Annotated in this window: 14 protein-coding genes; 10 read left to right on the plus strand and 4 right to left on the minus strand. The window is 42.5% G+C overall.

Annotation, left to right across the window (positions count from 1 at the left end):
• Positions 1 to 7: 7 nt before the first annotated feature.
• The 3 genes from R2Q78_RS10240 to R2Q78_RS10250 form a co-directional block, all read right to left on the minus strand.
• A complete protein-coding gene (locus R2Q78_RS10240; protein WP_316791435.1) occupies positions 8 to 3037 on the minus strand; it encodes a TonB-dependent receptor in 3030 nt (1009 codons plus the stop codon).
• 248 nt (positions 3038 to 3285) lie between these two features.
• Positions 3286 to 6180: a two-component regulator propeller domain-containing protein gene (locus tag R2Q78_RS10245; RefSeq protein ID WP_316791437.1), complete on the minus strand. Its 2895-nt coding sequence runs from the start codon at positions 6178 to 6180 to the stop codon at positions 3286 to 3288.
• Between the two features lie 28 nt (positions 6181 to 6208).
• On the minus strand, positions 6209 to 7147 hold the full coding sequence (locus tag R2Q78_RS10250; protein WP_316791439.1) for a rhodanese-related sulfurtransferase: 939 nt from the start codon (positions 7145 to 7147) through the stop codon (positions 6209 to 6211).
• A gap of 456 nt (positions 7148 to 7603) precedes the next feature.
• Here R2Q78_RS10250 and R2Q78_RS10255 point away from each other — a divergent pair, with 456 nt between their 5' ends.
• Positions 7604 to 8038, plus strand: a complete 435-nt coding sequence (locus tag R2Q78_RS10255; protein ID WP_316791441.1) for a DUF6526 family protein — start codon at positions 7604 to 7606, stop codon at positions 8036 to 8038.
• 173 nt (positions 8039 to 8211) lie between these two features.
• Positions 8212 to 8403, plus strand: coding sequence for a cold-shock protein (locus tag R2Q78_RS10260; RefSeq protein ID WP_048905418.1), 192 nt, complete (start codon positions 8212 to 8214; stop codon positions 8401 to 8403).
• 123 nt (positions 8404 to 8526) lie between these two features.
• On the opposite strand, the gene R2Q78_RS10265 is transcribed toward R2Q78_RS10260, so the two are convergent.
• Positions 8527 to 9771: a cation:proton antiporter gene (locus R2Q78_RS10265; RefSeq protein WP_316791445.1), complete on the minus strand. Its 1245-nt coding sequence runs from the start codon at positions 9769 to 9771 to the stop codon at positions 8527 to 8529.
• Between the two features lie 341 nt (positions 9772 to 10112).
• Here R2Q78_RS10265 and R2Q78_RS10270 point away from each other — a divergent pair, with 341 nt between their 5' ends.
• The 8 genes from R2Q78_RS10270 to R2Q78_RS10305 all read left to right on the plus strand — a co-directional run bounded on the left by R2Q78_RS10270 (position 10113) and on the right by R2Q78_RS10305 (position 19033).
• On the plus strand, positions 10113 to 10748 hold the full coding sequence (locus R2Q78_RS10270) for an N-acetyltransferase (RefSeq protein WP_316791447.1): 636 nt from the start codon (positions 10113 to 10115) through the stop codon (positions 10746 to 10748).
• The gene (locus tag R2Q78_RS10275) at positions 10745 to 11857 is read left to right on the plus strand and encodes a M20 family metallo-hydrolase (RefSeq protein WP_316791449.1); all 1113 of its coding nucleotides are present in this window, start codon (positions 10745 to 10747) and stop codon (positions 11855 to 11857) included. Before R2Q78_RS10270 ends, R2Q78_RS10275 begins: the two co-directional genes overlap by 4 nt.
• Positions 11858 to 12157: 300 nt before the next feature.
• The gene (locus R2Q78_RS10280) at positions 12158 to 12235 is read left to right on the plus strand and encodes a potassium-transporting ATPase subunit F (protein WP_136836037.1); all 78 of its coding nucleotides are present in this window, start codon (positions 12158 to 12160) and stop codon (positions 12233 to 12235) included.
• 10 nt (positions 12236 to 12245) lie between these two features.
• Positions 12246 to 13964, plus strand: coding sequence for a potassium-transporting ATPase subunit KdpA (gene kdpA / locus R2Q78_RS10285; protein WP_316791451.1), 1719 nt, complete (start codon positions 12246 to 12248; stop codon positions 13962 to 13964).
• Between the two features lie 11 nt (positions 13965 to 13975).
• Positions 13976 to 16006 carry a potassium-transporting ATPase subunit KdpB gene (gene kdpB / locus R2Q78_RS10290; RefSeq protein WP_316791453.1) on the plus strand — a complete coding sequence of 677 codons (2031 nt, stop codon included), beginning with the start codon at positions 13976 to 13978 and terminating at the stop codon, positions 16004 to 16006.
• 22 nt (positions 16007 to 16028) lie between these two features.
• A complete protein-coding gene (locus tag R2Q78_RS10295; protein WP_316791455.1) occupies positions 16029 to 16595 on the plus strand; it encodes a K(+)-transporting ATPase subunit C in 567 nt (188 codons plus the stop codon).
• Positions 16596 to 16609: 14 nt separating this feature from the next.
• Positions 16610 to 17683, plus strand: coding sequence for a porin (locus R2Q78_RS10300; RefSeq protein ID WP_316791457.1), 1074 nt, complete (start codon positions 16610 to 16612; stop codon positions 17681 to 17683).
• 219 nt (positions 17684 to 17902) lie between these two features.
• Positions 17903 to 19033 carry a sensor protein KdpD gene (locus R2Q78_RS10305; protein WP_316791459.1) on the plus strand — a complete coding sequence of 377 codons (1131 nt, stop codon included), beginning with the start codon at positions 17903 to 17905 and terminating at the stop codon, positions 19031 to 19033.

Genomic DNA, 19033 nt, shown 5'->3' on the forward strand with positions numbered 1-19033 from the left:
AAATCACTTAAAACGTCACATTTATACCAAAAGAATAAATTGCAGGTATAGGGTAAACTCCATTGTCAGAACCACCGCCAAGAATATTACCTACCTGAGCTTCAGGACTGTATCCGGTTACCTTGCTCCATGTTTTTATGTTCTGTCCGCTTAAGTAAAGACGGATATTTTGTATACCTGTCTTGCCTAATGCTTTGGCGCCAAACGTATAACCCAGCTGTAAGTTACGCAGGCGGAAATAATCACCTGGCTCAAGGAAATAGCTGCTGAATAAATAGTTGTTCCCGCGGGTGTTATCCAGAATAGGTTCTACGTTTGAAGTGCCGGGGGCAGTCCAGGCATTTAAGCGGTTTGTTTCATAATTTAATACAGCAAAGTTAGAAGTACGTCTTTGTGTGTATATCTTATTGCCTGCAACACCTTGTCCCTCTATTTGTGCATCAAAGCCTTTGTATCCAAAGGTTAAGTTCAACCCATAGCTGTAAGGAGGGAAAGGAGTACCAAGGTAGGTTCTGTCAGCTGTTGAAATCACCCCATCTTTGTTGATATCCTCATAGGCAATGTCACCAGGTAAAGAATTAGACATGGCTGGCATCTGACCAAGATCATATGACGACTGGTAAATCCCAATTTGTTTGTATCCGTAGAAGTAACCAATGGATTTTCCGGATTCAGTGACGTTTACACCACCATTGCCAAGAATTTGAAAGTTGGTGGTATTACCAAGGGAATTTACCACGTTTTCATTGTAGCTAAAGTTTCCCGATACCCCATAGCTGAAGTCTTCTCCGACTTTGTCATTCCATCCCAGGCTCAGCTCGATACCTTTGTTGGTGATTTTACCGAGATTGGTGAAATAAGTCAGGCCTCCTTCAGATGCCGGAAGAGGGTAGGTTGTAATGATGTCTGAAGTTGTTTTGTTATAAAGGTTCAGTTCAGCATTTAATCTGCTATTGAGGGCCCTTACATCCAAACCAAGGTCTATACCCTGAACGATTTCGAAATGGAAATTAGGGTCAGGTCTGTAGGCCGGTTGTATGGCCGGGTAAATGTTATCGCCGAAAACGGCACCTGATGAATTGGCAATCTCAATCTGATACCTATTGTTAGGAGCTCCGTTTGAATTGCCCAGTCTGCCCCATGCACCGCGAAGTTTCAAAAAGTCGATTCCTTTCACATTGTCTTTAAAGAATCCCTCTTCACTCACAACCCATCCAAGACCCACACTACCGAATGTTCCCCACCTGTTTTCCGGAGAAAACAAGGAAGTTCCATCCCTTCTTACTGTACCATTGAACAGGTATTTGTTTTGATACGCATAGCTGATTCTGGCAAAAGCACCTGTATTGGATTCATCAGCACCGCTACCGCCAGCTCTTTGTACATTCTGCTCACCTACAATACCCAGAAACCATAGGTTAGGATCACGTGGGATGACAAGGTTGCTATCTATCCTTGTTCCATTCAATGCAGTATTTGATGTCCTCAGGGTAGTAAAACCAGCAAGGGCTGTAACCCTGTGTCCACCTTCAAATTCTTTATCATAAGTAAGCGTGTGATCTTGCTGATACCTGCGGCCTTCAAAGCTATTCTGACTTACGCTCGTTCTAACTGTATTGTCAATAGAAGTTTGATTCGCTCCACCATTTTCGCCTATATCAATTACTCTATATGCAGCAGGGGAGTAGCTCCTTGAATTGTTAAAACCAAGATCTGTATATACTGTGGACCTCCATGTGAAATCTTTCAGGAATTTTATTTCAGCAAATAAGCTTCCACTAAACCTGTAACCTTTATTGATGGAGTTTCCGCTGTTTCTTTCCAGTGCCAGCATTGGGTTGGCCACCTGTGCTCTCTGGAAAGAAGGCATGCTGTAAAACAGGCCATTTTCTTTTGTCGAAGGAACGATAGGAGCTCCCCAAAGCGCATTGTTTACACTTATTGCCAGCGGATTATTGATCCAGTGAAAACCTGTAAGGTTTGCACCCATTTTGATGTTGTCATTGAGCTTGATCTCCTCATTTAATCTGGCAATGTATTTTTGGTAACCGGTAGTTTTAACAACACCATCCTGTTTGTTATAACCAAGGCTGATTAAAGTAGTCGTTTTTTCGCCGGTATTGGAGATGGTCAGTGAATTTGTATTGATCGCTGCATTCCTGATCAGTAATTTCTGCCAGTCTGAATCTCCATGGTAATTGGAAAAATCAAATGGTGCCGCACCTAAATTCGCCAGTTGTGCTGAATATAATTTTTCAAATCCTGCAGCATCGGCAACAGCAATTGTATTGGTGATACGTTGCATACCAACCATGCTTTGTAAATTGATGCTGGTCTTGCCCTTAGCGGCTCTTTTAGTGGTTACGGCAATAACTCCGTTGGCACCTTTCATACCATAAATGGCAATTGAAGAAGCATCTCTGAGCATGTCGATTGTCTCTATATCACCAGGGTTCAGGTAATCTATGTTATCCTGAATGATGCCATCCACTACATAAATAGGGTTGGCACTGTTTGTACTGTTTACCCCTCTGATACGTACAGTAGGACTCCCGCCCGGTGTACCCGATGGGATTACAGTCAGGCCCGCTACCTTACCCTGCAGTGAAGCAATGGGATTAGTACCAGGTTGTTTGGCAATCTCATTTCCACTCACGCTGGAAATTGAGCCCGTAAGGTCTTTCCTTTTCTGTGTACCATAACCCACCACTACTACAGCTTCAAGATCTTTTGAAGCTTCCGCCATAGCCACATTAATAGTTGTCTGATTGTTTACCGGAATCTCCCTGGTCGTGTAGCCGATGTAAGTAAATACCAGTGTTGCGTTTGAGGGTGCGCTCAGTGTGTAGCTTCCCGATGCGTCTGTTGTCGTACCCGTTGTAGTCCCTTTTACCAAAACACCAACTCCCGGCAGAGGCAGCTTATCAGCTCCGTCGGTAATTACACCTTTCACAGTTATGTTCTGTGCAGATGCCGCGTTCATAAAAAGTAGACATAGAAAAGTAAGAACAGAGAATTTTGTAAAGATTCTTTTCATGCTGCTTGAGTTTATTTTTAGTTGATTAAATTTCCGTTAGTATTAACGCTAAACCAAATAAACTACCTCTACATTAATACATCAGTACGAATATTTCTACTATCTCAAACAAATAAAGGAAGGCTGTTGTTTTGCTGAAAACGTTGTTTTTGATCAATCAGATGAACAACATGCACCACACAACAGCGGCTGGAAAAAGAGAAAATAATTAAAAGAAAAAGGAAGGTATGAGAGGTAATGATGTAGTGTTATAGCTCCATCAGGAACTCAACCAGGTTCTTGTCGTGGGGTACATCCAGCTTTTTACGCAGCCTGTAACGTCTGATTTCGACACCCCTAAGGGAAATGTTTAAAAGAGATGCCATTTCTTTGCTGCTCATGTTCATGTGAAGGTAGGCACAAAGCTTCAGGTCATTCGGCACCAGGTCTGGATGGTTGGCCTTTAATTTCTTAAAGAAGCTTTCATGGGCCTCATTGAAACTGCTCTCAAAAAGATTCCAGTCACGCTCGTCATTCATCCCATCATCAATCACTTTTTGGATTTTCCTCAATTGATCCTCAGCAAGGGGTTTGCCATTTGAATCTTTTAATTTCAGGATTTCCTGACTCAACTTTTGAAGCAGCTCGTTTTTATAAACCAGGCTCATTGCCGAATTGGCCAGCTCCCTGTTTTTTCCGGCCAGCTCTACTTGTAGTTTTTCTGTCTGCAGTTTGATGATCTGTCTTTCCGTAGCTTCTGCCTCCTTTTTAAGGTAGGCTTCTTTTTCTGCCTGCAATTTATTGGTGATCGCCTGTTTGTCTTTTTTTAGTTTCTTTTCATATAAGCGCTTAGATGAAATCAACAGCAGTACAATGACAATAAGATAGCATAAGATCGCCCAATTGCTCGCGTAAAAAGGAGGAAGTATAGTAAACTCAAACTCCGTAACGTCACTTACAATACCTTCGCTGATCTTAGCTTTTACTTTTAGGGTGTATGTGCCCCGGCTTAAGTTGGTGAAATCTTTCTGCGATGCCGGACTCCAGTCTGACCATTGTTTGGAATACCCTTCCAGAAAATACTGAAACTCAATTTTAGCCTGTCTGTAATAGGGCAGTGTGTAAGAAATCCTGATGTTATTTCTACTGAAAGGGATTTCTATCTCTGCGCCAGAGTTCCCAACTTCACTGATCGTGCTGTAAGTATCCGTGACATCCTCAATCTTACGTATCAGTACTTTTGGAAGCCTTATCTTTGATGAAGTTTGTTGTTCGTTGGTCGCATTATAAATCACAAAGCCATCATCCACGCTGATCAGGTAAATGTCATTGCTGATCTTACTGATGTTCTCATAATACTGAACCATGCGCCCATCCAGGATACTAAAGCGGTTGGAGTCTATTTCTATTTTTCCTGGTTCCTTTAGATGTACCAGACCCATCTTTCCATGGTTGATGAACCAATACCTGCTATTTCCCGCCTGGATGATTTTATTGGATGATGAAAATCCCCCAAGTTCTTTATTGAGTTCCTGATAAAGCGAAAAGCGGTTGCTGATTTCATCATAGATGAAAAATCCTTTGGCAGATGAAAAGATCAGCCGGTTTTCAATGGTGAAAATATTGATGTTATAGTCACTGGGAAGGCCATTCTTTTCATTGTAACTTTTTGTACTGATGACCTTTTTCAGATCGGCACTAAGCGTCAGTTTGTAGAGCCCTTTGTAAGCATGACTGACCCATATGTCTCCTCTGGCATCCTGTTCTACATACCTGGAAGGCTCACCAAATCCTTCTATTTTGTGGTGGAATTTCCATTGCCCGGCAGCATCTTTGGCAAATAAGACCAATCCGTTGTAGGTGCCCTGTATCAGGTAATCAGGATTAGATTTCAGTTTTTTAATTGTCCAGCCACCTTTTATAGTGGATATACTTTCCAGGCTATTTCCGTTTACTTTAAACGTGCCATCATTGTGCCCGCAAAAAAGTTGTCCGTCTATTTGTGTCAAGTCCCATACCTGTCCCTGGGAATTAGGAATGATTTTGAAATCAAATGCATTAAATATATTACTACCCGTCCATGCGCTATAAAATAAACCCTGATTGGTACCCAGGTAAATGTTGTTTTTATAGATCAGACTGGAATACACGGTGCCAAACTGCCCGGCTTTGTCGAAATAGAAATATAGCGGGGAATTCAGTTCTATCCTGTCAATGCCATTATCCAGACCGACCCACAGGTTTTGATCATCATCAGCATAGACGCTAAGTACCGTATTGTTTTGTAGTCCGCTGGACTTGTTGATGCGCTGGACCGTATTCCCATCCTCATCTATGATGATAATCCCATTCAAGATGGTTCCAAATGCATAGTACTTATTGAGGATCCTCGTGCCATTGTTGAGCTGATATGTCTTAAGAAAAGCGTTTGCAGGCGTATTTAGCGAACTGAAACTTTGTCCGTCGTAGAGGAACAAACCATCTTTACTCGTCCCGATCAGTAAGCCGCTGTTTTTATAGGGCAGAATAGTCAAAATTGCAGAAGGGTTAATTGCAGAACTGTTTTTGAGTGCGACCAATTTGTTTCCCGACAATTCAAATAATCCTTTACCAAGGGCTTCCACATAAAATTTGCTGCCTACTTTATGCAGGAACAAGAAAGCAGATGGCCCCTTGATGACAGCTATCTTTTGATTTTCATAGATATAAATGCTCGAAAAAGACTGAAAGATCACACGTTTTCCATCAATATGAATCTTCCAGATCTCGTCCTTGATGCTAAAAGGCTTAGGGATTAATTTGGTGAGCGAGGTGTAGGAAAGGTGTCTGTTTTTATTAGACCAGAACCCAAATTCTCCGAAGCCACCTGCATAAATTATCCCCTGTTCATCTGCAGCTACAGCTCTGACGATTTGTTGGTTGGGCATTTGATACTGCTGCCAGTACCTGCCATCGTAGGTGAGGAGTCCCTGTGCATTGCCAAAATACATGATCCCGTTTTTATCCTTTGTGATAGACCAGTTCTGGTTGCCGGAAAGGTATACTGATTTGGGATAATTCTGGATATAAGGTACACCAATGCTCTTGATCTCATCGGCCAGTGTGGTCACTGAAATGAAACAAAATACCGCGAGCAGAAAGTATTTGATGTACCTGTTGTGCATTAATAGCTAAGATAGGTATTAAAAGCAACTATTTCTTTGCTGCGTTGACAGGCTGGGGAACTTTCACATAATAACCCGTGCCATCATATGTACGCTTGCGCGGATTGGTTGTACAAGCTACTGAACAACATCCCTGTAATTCATCACCGCATTCATCACACTGCGTCACATGTTCATTGCATTCAGGATTAGCACAGTTGATCATCTTAGGCGTTACCTTTCCGCAGTTGTAGCAGGTAGATATGACTTTTGGATTCACAGCGTTTACATCAACTGCAATCCTGTTGTCAAATACATAGCATTTTCCTTCGAAATCCTCTCCGCCTGCTTCCTTACCATATTTGATGATCCCTCCGTGAAGCTGGTACACATCATTAAATCCATGATGTAATAACAGTGCTGAAGCTTTTTCGCACTTGATCCCGCCTGTGCAGTAGGTCAGTACTTTTTTGTCTTTATATTTTGCCAGTTCATTGATCTTCTCAGGAAAATCCCTGAAGTTCTCGATATCCAGCGTTACTGCATTTTTAAACTTACCGAGGTTGTGTTCATAGTTGGAGCGTACATCCAGTATCACTACATCTTCCTGATCAATCATTTTCTGGAATTCTGCAGGTTCCAGGTGCTTGCCTGTTTGCTTATTTGGATTGATGATATTGGGGTCTCTTAGTCCTGAATGCACAATTTCCGACTTGTAGCGGCAGTGCATTTTGATAAACGAAGGCTCAGCTACGTTGTCGATTTTAAAGTCAGTTTTAGCAAACCTTTCGTCGGCGTGAATAGCGGCCATATAGGCCTCGCAAGATTCCTGAGTGCCCGATACCGTTCCGTTTAAGCCCTCGTCGGCGACAATAATACGGCCTACAAGATTTAAAGATTTACAAAAAGTAAGGTGATCAGCAGCAAATTGTTCTGCATCAGCTATAGGACTATAGCAATAGTAAAGTAAAGTCTGGAAATTATTCATAATTCATTGATACCGGTGCAAATGGCGTTTAATGCGATGCAAAAGTAGGGAAATTTACATTCTCTTCAAAGACGGAAAAAATTTACGTTCTCTTCAAAGACGGAAAAAATTTACGTTCTCTTCAAAGACGGTGAAAATTTACATTCTCTTCAAAGGCTGCACAATTTCGCTGGAAAAGCGAAAAGGTGCTATGCCTTTTCTGAGAAGCAAATTTTTTAGGGTAACAAAAAATGGCATTTTGAAGAGTTCGTAGCCGGGTTAGATTTTTAGCAGATTTCATACGGATGCTAAACGGGTTTGGAGCGGGTTTTAGCCGTACCAAACCCGCTCCAAACCCGTAGCAAATCCGCTGCAAACCCGTAACAAATAAGAAGGCTTCTACAACACACGTTCCAGCGAGCTTATCTTCACATTTACCGGGCATATATTAGTATATTTATTTGAAATTAATTTTTGATGATGCAAAACTATAAAAATCACATCCGTTATTATGCACCTCACCATTTTGTGTTTTATCCAATTATTGGAGTTTTAATTGCCATTACAGTGAGGCAGGCAATTGTTGATGAAGCCAATTCACTATTGTGGATCTTTCTCTCGATTAGCTTTTTAATAATGGGCTGGTTGTCTTTTATGGTTAGACAGCATTATGCGCTTACACTTCAGAATCGGATTGTAGTTCTGGAAATGCGCTTTCGATATTATACACTAACAGGCCAGAGGTTAGAGCCGCTGGAGGAACGTTTGAGTTTCGGGCAAATTGCCGCCCTTCGTTTTGCTTCGGACGAAGAATTGCCGGGGCTGGTGGAAAGAACTTTGAAGGAACAATTGTCTTCGGGTCAGATCAAAAAGGCAATAAAGAACTGGCTGCCGGATAACAGCCGGGTTTGAAGTTGTTTAAGTGCCGGAATCTCGAAGACTGAAAAGTTTGCAATCCAAATCAAAAAAATATTTTGTTTATCTTTTATTGGTTAAAATATAATTCTAAATTTTTTATTATTTTAAAATAAAATTTTATATCTCAAAGATTTGTTTATCTTTGGATATAATTTAAATAAAATACAATGCAACAAGGAACAGTAAAATTTTTCAATGAAACAAAAGGTTTTGGATTTATCGTACCAGCGAATGGTGATAGCGAAATCTTTGTTCATTCTTCTGGTTTAATGGACAACATTCGTGAGAATGATTCAGTAAGCTATGACATCGAGCAAGGTAAAAAAGGCTTGAATGCAATTAATGTTAAGATCAGCTAATTAGATTTCAATTATAATTGATAAAACACCTGCCAGAAGCAGGTGTTTTTTTTGTCTATCCAGTTTTTTACTGCCTGTCCCAAGGGCTTTTATTTTACCGTTGTAGAATGGATAAAAGATCAATTATTCGGGAACAGGCTCTTTGGGCATTTGAACTTTCAGATATTTCATAATCAGGTTTGCCGTCAGTCCATGCATAATGATGGATAACAACAAGGTGAAAGCGACAATTGCCCAAAGTTCGCCTTCATTTCCAAAGGAGGCATGTCCCAGAGCAAATGCCAGATAATAGACAGAGCCGATACCCCGAATTCCAAAAAAGCTGATGGCAAGTTTTTCCTTCCAGTGAACCGACGTGCCGTATAAGGACAGATAAGCAGATATAGGTCTGATGAGTATTAAGAAGCCAAAGGAAAACGCCGCCATCTTTAAAGTGAGTGGCGATAAAATGCCGGAGACCAGCGTTCCCCCGAAGAATATCAGTAGGATACCCAATAGTGCGCGTTCGATCTGGTCTGTGAAAGCATGAAGTTCCTTATGGTATTTATGTGTTTTTTCTGCATGGCGTAGGGTTAGGGCGGCAACGAATACCGCGATGAACCCGTAACCGTGAAACAACTCAGTTAGCCCATAAGTGAAAAGCATCAGTGAAATGGCCAGGAAGCCGTCGGTGGGTTTAAGTAACCTGTATTTTTCTGAAATGTTGAAGACCAGAAAGGCTGTTAATTTTCCTGATAGCCATCCAAGGAGGAGTCCGGCAGCAATTTTGTAAAAGAGGTGATAACTCAGCCAGTCGAGCACAGATGCGGATTGCAGTCCAGTTGTTGCTGCCAAAATAGCGAGCCAGATAAAAGGGAAAGCGAACCCGTCGTTCAGTCCGGCTTCCGAAGTCAGCGCGAACCTGGCTTCGGACTTGTACTTTTCGTTTGGGGGACCTACCTGCACGTCAGATGCTAAGACCGGATCAGTAGGTACCAGAACCGCTCCTAGCAATAAAGCAGCGGGTAGCGTCAGGTTTAGCATAGACATTCCCAGCAACACGCAGGTTGTGATACACAAGAGCATAGCGATTCCGATCAGTCTGAGTGGAGAAGACCAGTTGCTGAATGAAAAGCGCCTGTCAATCTTGATACCGGTTCCCATTAGTGAGATGATGACAATTATTTCTGTCAGGTGGGTAGTAAGCTCAATGTTTGAAGCGGGTAAAGGAGAAGGCAACCGGTCTCCAAGCAATAGATAAATCACGACGCCGGCTACGAGGTAGATTAAAGAGTACGATACGCCCGTACGCTTGGATATAGCCGGCATAAAGGCCATGCCTAAGCTGGCCAGACCCGAAATTAATAAGACGGGGAGATAATGATCCATAGTAGGGTTGATGATTAACAACAAACCTGGTACGGATATGTTCTACCATGATGATGTTCTTCGGATATTGCACCTCTAATTCCTTTTTAGCAATAAGAACTTAAATCTATTTTCTTCTGTAATTGGTCTATATGGAAATAATTTCAGTACAGATAAGCACAAGCAGATTGCCCAGACCTTCGAAACGAAAATTACCCTGCCATTTTGAAAGGGTATTGTTTTATCATTTTTCCCTTTCAAAATAATTATTGTGCGTTTTTTGAATGTTGAAGTATGTTTTTTGTTCTCAAGGGAAAAGAGGCACCGCTTTTGGAACACGTGTTTCAATCAAGAAATCAAAAATGAACAATCAAATGATATTTGTGCGTATTGCTACCATAAATGATATCAGATACGCTGGTGAAATCATCAGGGAAACAGAGGCCTCAGCAATTGCAAGAGGAACTGGCATTGCCAAACGGACACCTGAATCTGTTGCTCAGAAAATGCGGGATGGAAAAGCCGTTATTGCATTGACCAGCAATGGGAAATGGGTGGGGTTTTCTTACTTTGAAGCCTGGGAGCAAGGAAAATTCGTTTCCAATTCAGGCTTGATCGTTGCCCCTGAATACAGGCATTCCGGTGTGGCCAAATCTATTAAGGACAGGATCTTCAAAATCTCCCGCAGGATGTACCCTTCGGCTAAAATCTTCAGCATTACATCGGGAACAGCAGTTATGAAAATGAATTCCCAGTTGGGCTTTCAACCGGTGGCTTTTTCGGAGATCACCCACGACGAGCAGTTTTGGGAGGGCTGTAAAAGCTGCCCAAACTATGATATCCTGGAACGCAAAAACAACTGCAACTGCCTGTGTACCGCCATGCTTTTTGATCCGTTAGTATCAGCTAGCCATAGCATATTGCCTGGACAGGATCTCTCTCAAGATATGCGCATGATGCAGTTATCAATCATTAATCCTAAAACATTTTGTGTATGAAAAAATTATATGAACAGGCAGTAGCCCTGCTTGAAAAGTTAATCAAAACCCCATCTTTTAGCGGAGAAGAAAGCTTCGCTGCTGACCATGTCGAAACCTTTTTAAATGAACGCGGTGTAACTACCATACGCAAATTCAACAACTTATGGTGCTATAATAAATATTTCGATCTATCGAAGCCCGTTATCCTGCTCAATTCACATCTGGATACCGTAAAACCAAATTCTCAATATACGAACGATCCCTTTACACCACTCATCAGAGACGGTAAGCTTTATGGTCTGGGCAGCAATGATGCCGGAGGTCCGCTAGTCTCACTCATTTCTGCTTTCCTCTATTTTTATGAAAGAGCTGACCTTCCTTTTAACCTTTGCCTTGCCGCGACAGCCGAAGAAGAGAACTCCGGACAGAAGGGCATCAAATGCATCTTAGATGATCTTATGCCAATCAATTTTGCAATAGTTGGGGAACCGACAGGTATGCAGATGGCAATCGCAGAAAAAGGATCTATGGTTCTGGATTGTGTATCGACCGGCCGATCCGGTCATGCGGCAAGAGAAGAAGGGGATAACGCGATCTATAAAGCAATCAGGGATATTCATTGGTTTTCAAGTTATACTTTCCCGATGGAGGCCGATCTTCCGGATCCGGTGAAAATGACCGTTACCCAGATCAATGCGGGGTTACAGCACAACATCATACCCGGGGAATGCAGCTTTACCGTTGACATTAGGTTTGATCACAGCTATACTGCGAAAGAAATCCTCAATACCATTAAAAATCATACTTTCTGCGACACGACTTTGCGTCCGAATGTAATGACCCCTTCTTCAATTGACATTATGCACCCTATTGTAAAGGCTGGTTTGGCCATTGGCAGAAAGACCTACATGTCGCCTACCAGTTCAGACCAGGGGTGGTTAGATATGCCTTCGGTAAAAATGGGCCCGGGTGACTCAGCGCGCTCCCATACTGCCAATGAATACATTTACCTGGCAGAGATCAGTGATGGGATTACCATTTACGTCGACCTGCTGAATTCTATATTTCCGCATCTTGCAAACAATCCCACACTGGATCTGCAGATTTATGAATCACAACACCAATAGAACGCCGGTTATGCAATGCAGCCTAGCGATTTGATTTTATTTTGAATACCTCCGATATGATAAATACCCTTCCATTTTGGAAGGGTATTTTTGGTTTAAAATCGGTTATTTTTATTTTTTAACGAATCAATTATTTGATTTTCAAATGGTTATGAAGTGGTTTAAATAAATGGCATTCGGATTGGCATAGGGTATTCAAAAATAAAATATTATGCTAATAATCCTACTATTTCTGGCCCTGCTGATCTTAAGCTGGGTGTGTTACAAATCCATCGACTGGTTCGAAAAAATCTAAAAATTATGACTGCATTATTTGTTATCGCCATCGCCGTCTTCATTTACATGATCTACGTGCTGATCAAACCCGAAAAATTTTAATTAAACACTCATGAACACTGAATTACTTGGAATCATAGCCACCTACGGACTCACGCTGGTGATCGCTATTCCGCTGGGCAGGTACCTGGCTAAGGTATTTGCCGGAGAAAAAGTCTGGACAGACTTTTTAAAACCTATTGAATCCGGGATCTACAAACTCTCGGGCATTAACCCTAAAGAAGAGATGAACTGGAAGCAGCACATGAAAGCACTGCTCACCATCAATCTTGTATGGTTAGTTTATGGCTTTTTTGTGCTGATGTACCAGGATAAATTGCCGCTAAATCCCGACGGCAACCCGGGTATGACACCTGATTTATCCTTTAACACCATTATTAGTTTCGTAGTGAACTGCAACCTGCAGCATTACTCAGGAGAATCTGGTGTGACTTATTTCACTCAACATTTTGTATTGATGTTCCTGCAGTTTGTAAGTGCTGCCACGGGTATTGCCGCTGCTGTGGTGTTCTTTAAGGCATTCCGGGACAAGACTAGTGTTAAACTGGGCAACTTCTGGGAATTTTTCGTAAAATCGATCACCCGCCTGTTACTTCCTTTATCATTGGTTATGGCAATCATTCTTGCTTTTAACGGTACGCCAAGCAGCTATGAGGGTAAAGATCAATTTATATCGGTTCAGGGAGATACAGTGAATGTATCCAGAGGTCCGGCAGCCGGTTTTGTTGCGATAAAACACCTGGGTACAAATGGCGGAGGTTGGTTTGGAGTAAACTCCTCACACCCATTGGAAAATCCGAATTACATCACCAATACCGTTGAGCTAGTTGCACAGGTAATTATTCCTATTGCCATGGTCATCGCATTTGGTATTTTCATCAGACGCAGGAAACTGGCCTGGGTAATTTTTGGTGTCATGACCATTGGTATGCTGCTCCTGCTGATCCCTACCGTAAGTTCTGAACTTGGCGGAAGCCCGGCAATTGCGAAAATGGGCATTTCGCAAGCTACAGGAGCCATGGAGGGTAAAGAGGTGCGTTTTGGACCGGCCATATCTGGTTACTGGAGTACAGTTACGACTATCATTTCGACTGGTTCAGTAAACAGTATGCACGATAGTACTATGCCGCTTACCGGATTATGGCAGCTGCTGGGCATGATGATCAACTCTTTTTACGGCGGTTGTGGTGTCGGCGTACTGAACTATTTCATTTACCTGATCATAGCCGTATTTATATCGGGGCTGATGGTGGGAAGAACGCCAGAGTTTCTGGGTCATAAAGTTGAGGCGCGTGAGGTGAAGATCGCTGCGCTAATCACACTTTTAAGCCCTTTTCTGATCCTAGCCGGAACAGCTATCGCAAGTTATGTATTTACTTCGCATGGTGAGGCTGCATGGGCGGTACAGCCAAAGAATTGGTTAAATAACCCGGGCTTCCATGGTTTTTCAGAGATGCTCTACGAGATGACTTCATCCAATGCCAACAACGGATCAGGTTTTGAAGGTCTGGGAGACAACAACATATTTTGGAATGTGGCTACCGGTTTTGTTTTGCTGCTTGGACGTTTCCTTCCAATTATCGGGCCTATTGCCATAGCAGGTTTGCTGGGAGCTAAAAAATACATTCCTGAATCTGCAGGAACACTTAAAACAGATACCATGACTTTCGCACTGATGACCTTTGCAGTAATCGTCGTGCTGAATGCACTTTCTTATTTCCCTGCCCTGGCTTTGGGTCCACTGGCAGAATACTTTACCATGCTTAAATAGATTACGAGATTATGAAAACCTCATCAAATAAATTATTTGAACCTGCTTTGGTGCAAACCGCACTAAAACAGTCCTTCATCAAGCTTGATCCAAGGGTGATGATCAAAAATCCGGTCATGTTTACCGTAGAGATCGGAACCCTGATTATGGCTTATGTAACGGTTTACTCTATGAGTAATGCCGGTCAAGGCTCTCCTGCATACAATTTTATTATTTTCCTTATCCTTTTGCTGACTGTATTGTTTGCTAATTTCGCGGAGGCGATTGCCGAGGCAAGAGGGAAAGCACAAGCGGATTCCTTAAGAAAAACAAGAGAGGAAACACCGGCCAAGGTAGTTTTGGCTAATGGAAAAACTGAAATCCGGTCTTCTTCATTACTTAAAAAAGGTGATGTATTTATGTGCGAAGCCGGTGATACCATCCCAACAGACGGAGAGATCATTGAAGGCATCGCAACCATTGATGAATCTGCCATCACAGGCGAATCAGCTCCAGTGATCCGTGAGTCAGGAGGTGATAAATCATCGGTGACCGGTGGTACCAAAGTGCTTTCAGACCAGATTAAAGTGCAGGTAAATACCCAGCCTGGTGAAAGTTTCCTGGATAAAATGATTGCTTTAGTTGAAGGGGCATCCCGCCAGAAAACACCCAATGAGATTGCGTTAACGATCCTATTGGCCAGTTTTACACTGGTATTTATCATCGTGTGCGTGACTTTAAAACCATTTGCAGATTATGCAAATACCCCAATCACGATTGCTGCGCTGATTTCACTATTTGTATGTTTGATCCCTACCACTATCGGGGGGCTGTTATCGGCGATCGGTATTGCGGGTATGGACAGGGCATTAAGGGCTAATGTGATCACCAAATCGGGTAAGGCGGTTGAAACAGCAGGCGATATCGATGTGCTGCTTTTGGATAAAACGGGAACGATCACCATCGGTAACCGTAAGGCTACCAGTTTCTATCCTGCCCCTGGTATTGAAATGAAAGCCTTTATCGAAGCCTGCGTGATGAGCTCACTTGCTGATGAAACTCCGGAAGGAAAATCTATTCTGGAATTAGCCGCAGCGCAGGACTTTAAAGTCACCTCAGCACCGGCAGGATCTACGTTTATCAAATTTACAGCAGAAACACGTTCAAGTGGTCTGGATACGGCAGATGGCAAAAGAACCCGTAAAGGCGCATTTGATTCGATCCGCAATATGGTATTGATGGCCGGAAATCCATTTCCTATGGAGACAGAAGATCAGGTTAAGAAAATCTCCAGCAATGGAGGGACACCACTTGTGGTTGCGGTCAATGAAAAAACAATGGGTGTGATTGAATTGCAGGACATCATTAAACCTGGTATCAGCGAACGTTTTGAGCGTCTTAGAAAAATGGGTGTGAAAACCGTGATGGTAACCGGTGATAACCCGCTGACTGCAAAATTCATTGCTGAAAAGGCTGGTGTGGACGATTTTATTGCGGAGGCCAAGCCAGAAGATAAAATGAACTACATCAAAGAAGAACAGGCATTGGGCAAACTGGTTGCCATGATGGGTGACGGTACCAACGATGCTCCGGCCCTTGCCCAGGCAGACGTGGGTGTAGCCATGAACAGTGGTACGCAGGCAGCTAAAGAAGCTGGAAATATGGTGGATCTGGATAACGATCCGACCAAACTGATCGAAATTGTTGAGATCGGTAAGCAGCTTTTGATCACCAGGGGTACGCTGACTACCTTCTCGATTGCCAATGATGTTGCTAAATATTTTGCTATCGTGCCGGCTTTGTTCATTGCATCGATTCCGGCATTGCAAAGCTTGAACATCATGGGATTACATAGCCCTGAAAGCGCCATTCTATCGGCTGTGATCTTCAATGCGATCATCATCCCAATCCTGATCCCGCTGGCTTTAAAAGGCGTGGAATATAAACCAATCGGTGCCAGCGCATTGCTCCGCAGGAACCTTTTAATCTACGGTGTGGGTGGTGTAATTGCACCTTTCATTGGAATCAAACTCATCGATTTACTGGTAGGCTTATTTGTGTAAGCCATTTAAAAATATAGAAATTATGAAAAAGTACATCTTACAATCCATACGCTTAACTGCAGTTTTAATGGTACTGCTCTGCGTTGTCTATCCGCTTGTTGTTGCTTTTGCCGGAGGGTTTTCTAAAGGCAAGGGTGGTGGTGAAAAGCTCACCAAAAACGGAAAAGTAGTGGGTTATGCCCTGCTTGGCCAGTCCTTTACCAAACCGGAATATTTCTGGGGCAGGCCATCTGCTGTTGGTTACAATGCGGCAGGATCTGGGGGTTCAAATAAAGGCCCGTCTAATCCGGATTACCTGCAACAGGTATCTGATAGGATCGACACCTTACTAAAATACAATCCGACCATTAAAAAAGCAGATATCCCGGCAGATATGGTTACTGCTTCAGGTAGCGGGTTAGATCCTAATATTTCTGAGCAAGGTGCCATTATCCAGATTAAAAGAATTGCAGCTGTGCGTCAATTAGAAGAAAGAACGGTAGCAGAGCTGGTGGTTAAAAATACACAGGGACCTTTGTTAGGTATGTTTGGCCCGACCTCAGTAAATGTATTGAAACTCAACCTTGCTTTGGACGAATTAAAGAAATAACGATAAAAAATAACATGAAAAAACTATTAGTATTAGCTGCAGCATTAACAACAGGATCTATTGCCTACGGACAGGAACAAGAACAAAAGATCAAAGTAAGTGGATACCTGGAAACTTATTTCGGTTACGATTTGAATAAACCAACAGATAACAACAGGCCTGGATTTATCTATTCTCACAACCGCCATAACGAAATGAATTTAAACCTGGGTTTCATTAAGGGGAATTACGACAACGGAACCATTAGGGCAAATGTAGCGGTAATGGCGGGAAGTTATACCAATGCAAATTTAGCAGCAGAACCTGGAGTATTAAAAAACATCTATGAAGCAAATGCAGGGGTGAAACTTTCCAAAACGGCAAATTTGTGGCTGGATGCAGGGATATTCTCCTCACATATCGGCTTTGAAAGTGCTATTTCCAAAGATTGCTGGGTATTAACCAGAAACATCTCATCAGAGAATACCCCTTACTATGAATCGGGGGCAAAAATCACCTACGGTACAGCAGATGGAAAATTTACCGCCGCAGCCCTTTATTTGAACGGGTGGCAAAGAATTGCCCGTCAGAATGGGAACAGCCAACCTGCCGGTGGTGTACAGTTGACATGGAAACCAACAGATAAAATTACGGTCAACTATAGCAACTACCTGGGAACGGAAGGTGCCGACTCTATACGGGTAACACGGTTCTATCATAATGTTTATGGGGTATTCCAGGTAACCGATCAGTTTGGATTAACCCTTGGTTTTGACTATGGAACGCAGCAGAAAACAAAAGGAAGCAGCGATAAAAATGAAGTGCTTTCGCCTGTTGCCATTGCCCAATACAAGATCAACAGCAACTGGGCGATTGCTGGAAGAGCCGAATATTACCAGGATAAAAATGGTGTTTTTATTGCCACAGGAACACCTAATGGCTTTAAGACTACGGGTTATTCACTGAATCTGGATTATGCACCGGTTAGTAATGCGGTGATCAGACTGGAGGGAAAAATGTATAGCAGTAAAGACAAAATATTTACACGCAATTTAAACGCTGTGGACAACAATGGTGCAATTACCGCAAGCATTGCAGTCTCGTTTTAAACTTAGCTCATTGTAATTCAGACTTACGGAACTCCTTTAAAAACAGGAGTTCCGTAATTGTTAAAATAATGTATATGCTATGAAAAAATGGACATTCCGGGATTTTATTAACCACCCTTTGGGCAAGCTGATACTTTGTTTTGGTATCGGGTTGATTATCGGTGGATTATGGTATTTAACGAGTAACCACTATATCATTATTAAATGGTAAATTAATACATGGAAGAAGAAGATAAAGCAGGATCTGTAAGGAAATTCCTTGACCTGGTCAAAAAATCCAGACGTGGAAAATTTAAGGTGTATATAGGCATGAGTGCAGGCGTAGGCAAGACCTACCGCATGCTGCAGGAAGCCCATGCGCTGTTGAAAAATGGCATTGACATACAGATCGGCTATATTGAAACCCATAACCGGACAGAGACACATGCGCTTCTAGATGGTATTCCGTTGATTCCCAGGCGGCGGTTGTTTTACAAGGGAAAAGAACTGGAAGAAATGGATGTTCAGGCGATCATCAATAAACATCCTGAAGTGGTGATTGTTGATGAACTCGCCCATACCAATGTGGAAGGCAGTAAGAACGGCAAAAGATGGCAGGATGTTGCAGATATTCTTGATGCAGGAATCAGTGTGATTTCCGCTGTGAATATCCAGCACCTGGAAAGCATGAACGAGGAGATCGAGACCATTACCGGTATACCGATTACTGAAAGGATACCAGACAAGATTCTGGAAACAGCTGACGAGATCGTTAATATTGATTTAACTGCTGATGAGCTGATAGATAGGTTGAGGGCGGGAAAGATTTATGACCAGACCAAGATCAAGCGTGCGCTGGATAATTTTTTCCAGCCGGAAAGGATATTGCAATTGAGGGAATTGGCATTGAAGGAAGTGGCGCACCATCTGGAAAGAAAGATCAATGTGGAAGTCCCCAAACAGATCAAGCTGCGGCCCGAAAAATTCCTGGCCTGCATTTCCACCAATCATGAAACAGCAAAGATCATCATCCGTAAAACAGCAAGACTGGCCTCTTATTACCGGTCGCCCTGGATCGTACTGTATGTGCAGCGCAGCCATGAGGGAGGAGACCGGATCAAGCTGGATCTGCAGCGGCACCTGATCAATAACTTTAAACTTGCAACCGAACTTGGTGCGGAAGTACTTAAAGTAAAGAGTGAAGATGTGACAGAGACGATAACCAGGATTGCAGCTGAAAAAGAAATTACGACGATTTGTATCGGTAAGCCACATTTGAATTTGTTTCAGGTGATCATGCGAACCGCTATCTTTAACAAACTTTTAAAAAACATAGCTGAAACGGAAACGGATCTGGTGATTTTGAGTTGA

It is taken from the genome of Pedobacter frigoris (assembly GCF_032678645.1).
GTDB lineage: Bacteria > Bacteroidota > Bacteroidia > Sphingobacteriales > Sphingobacteriaceae > Pedobacter > Pedobacter frigoris_A.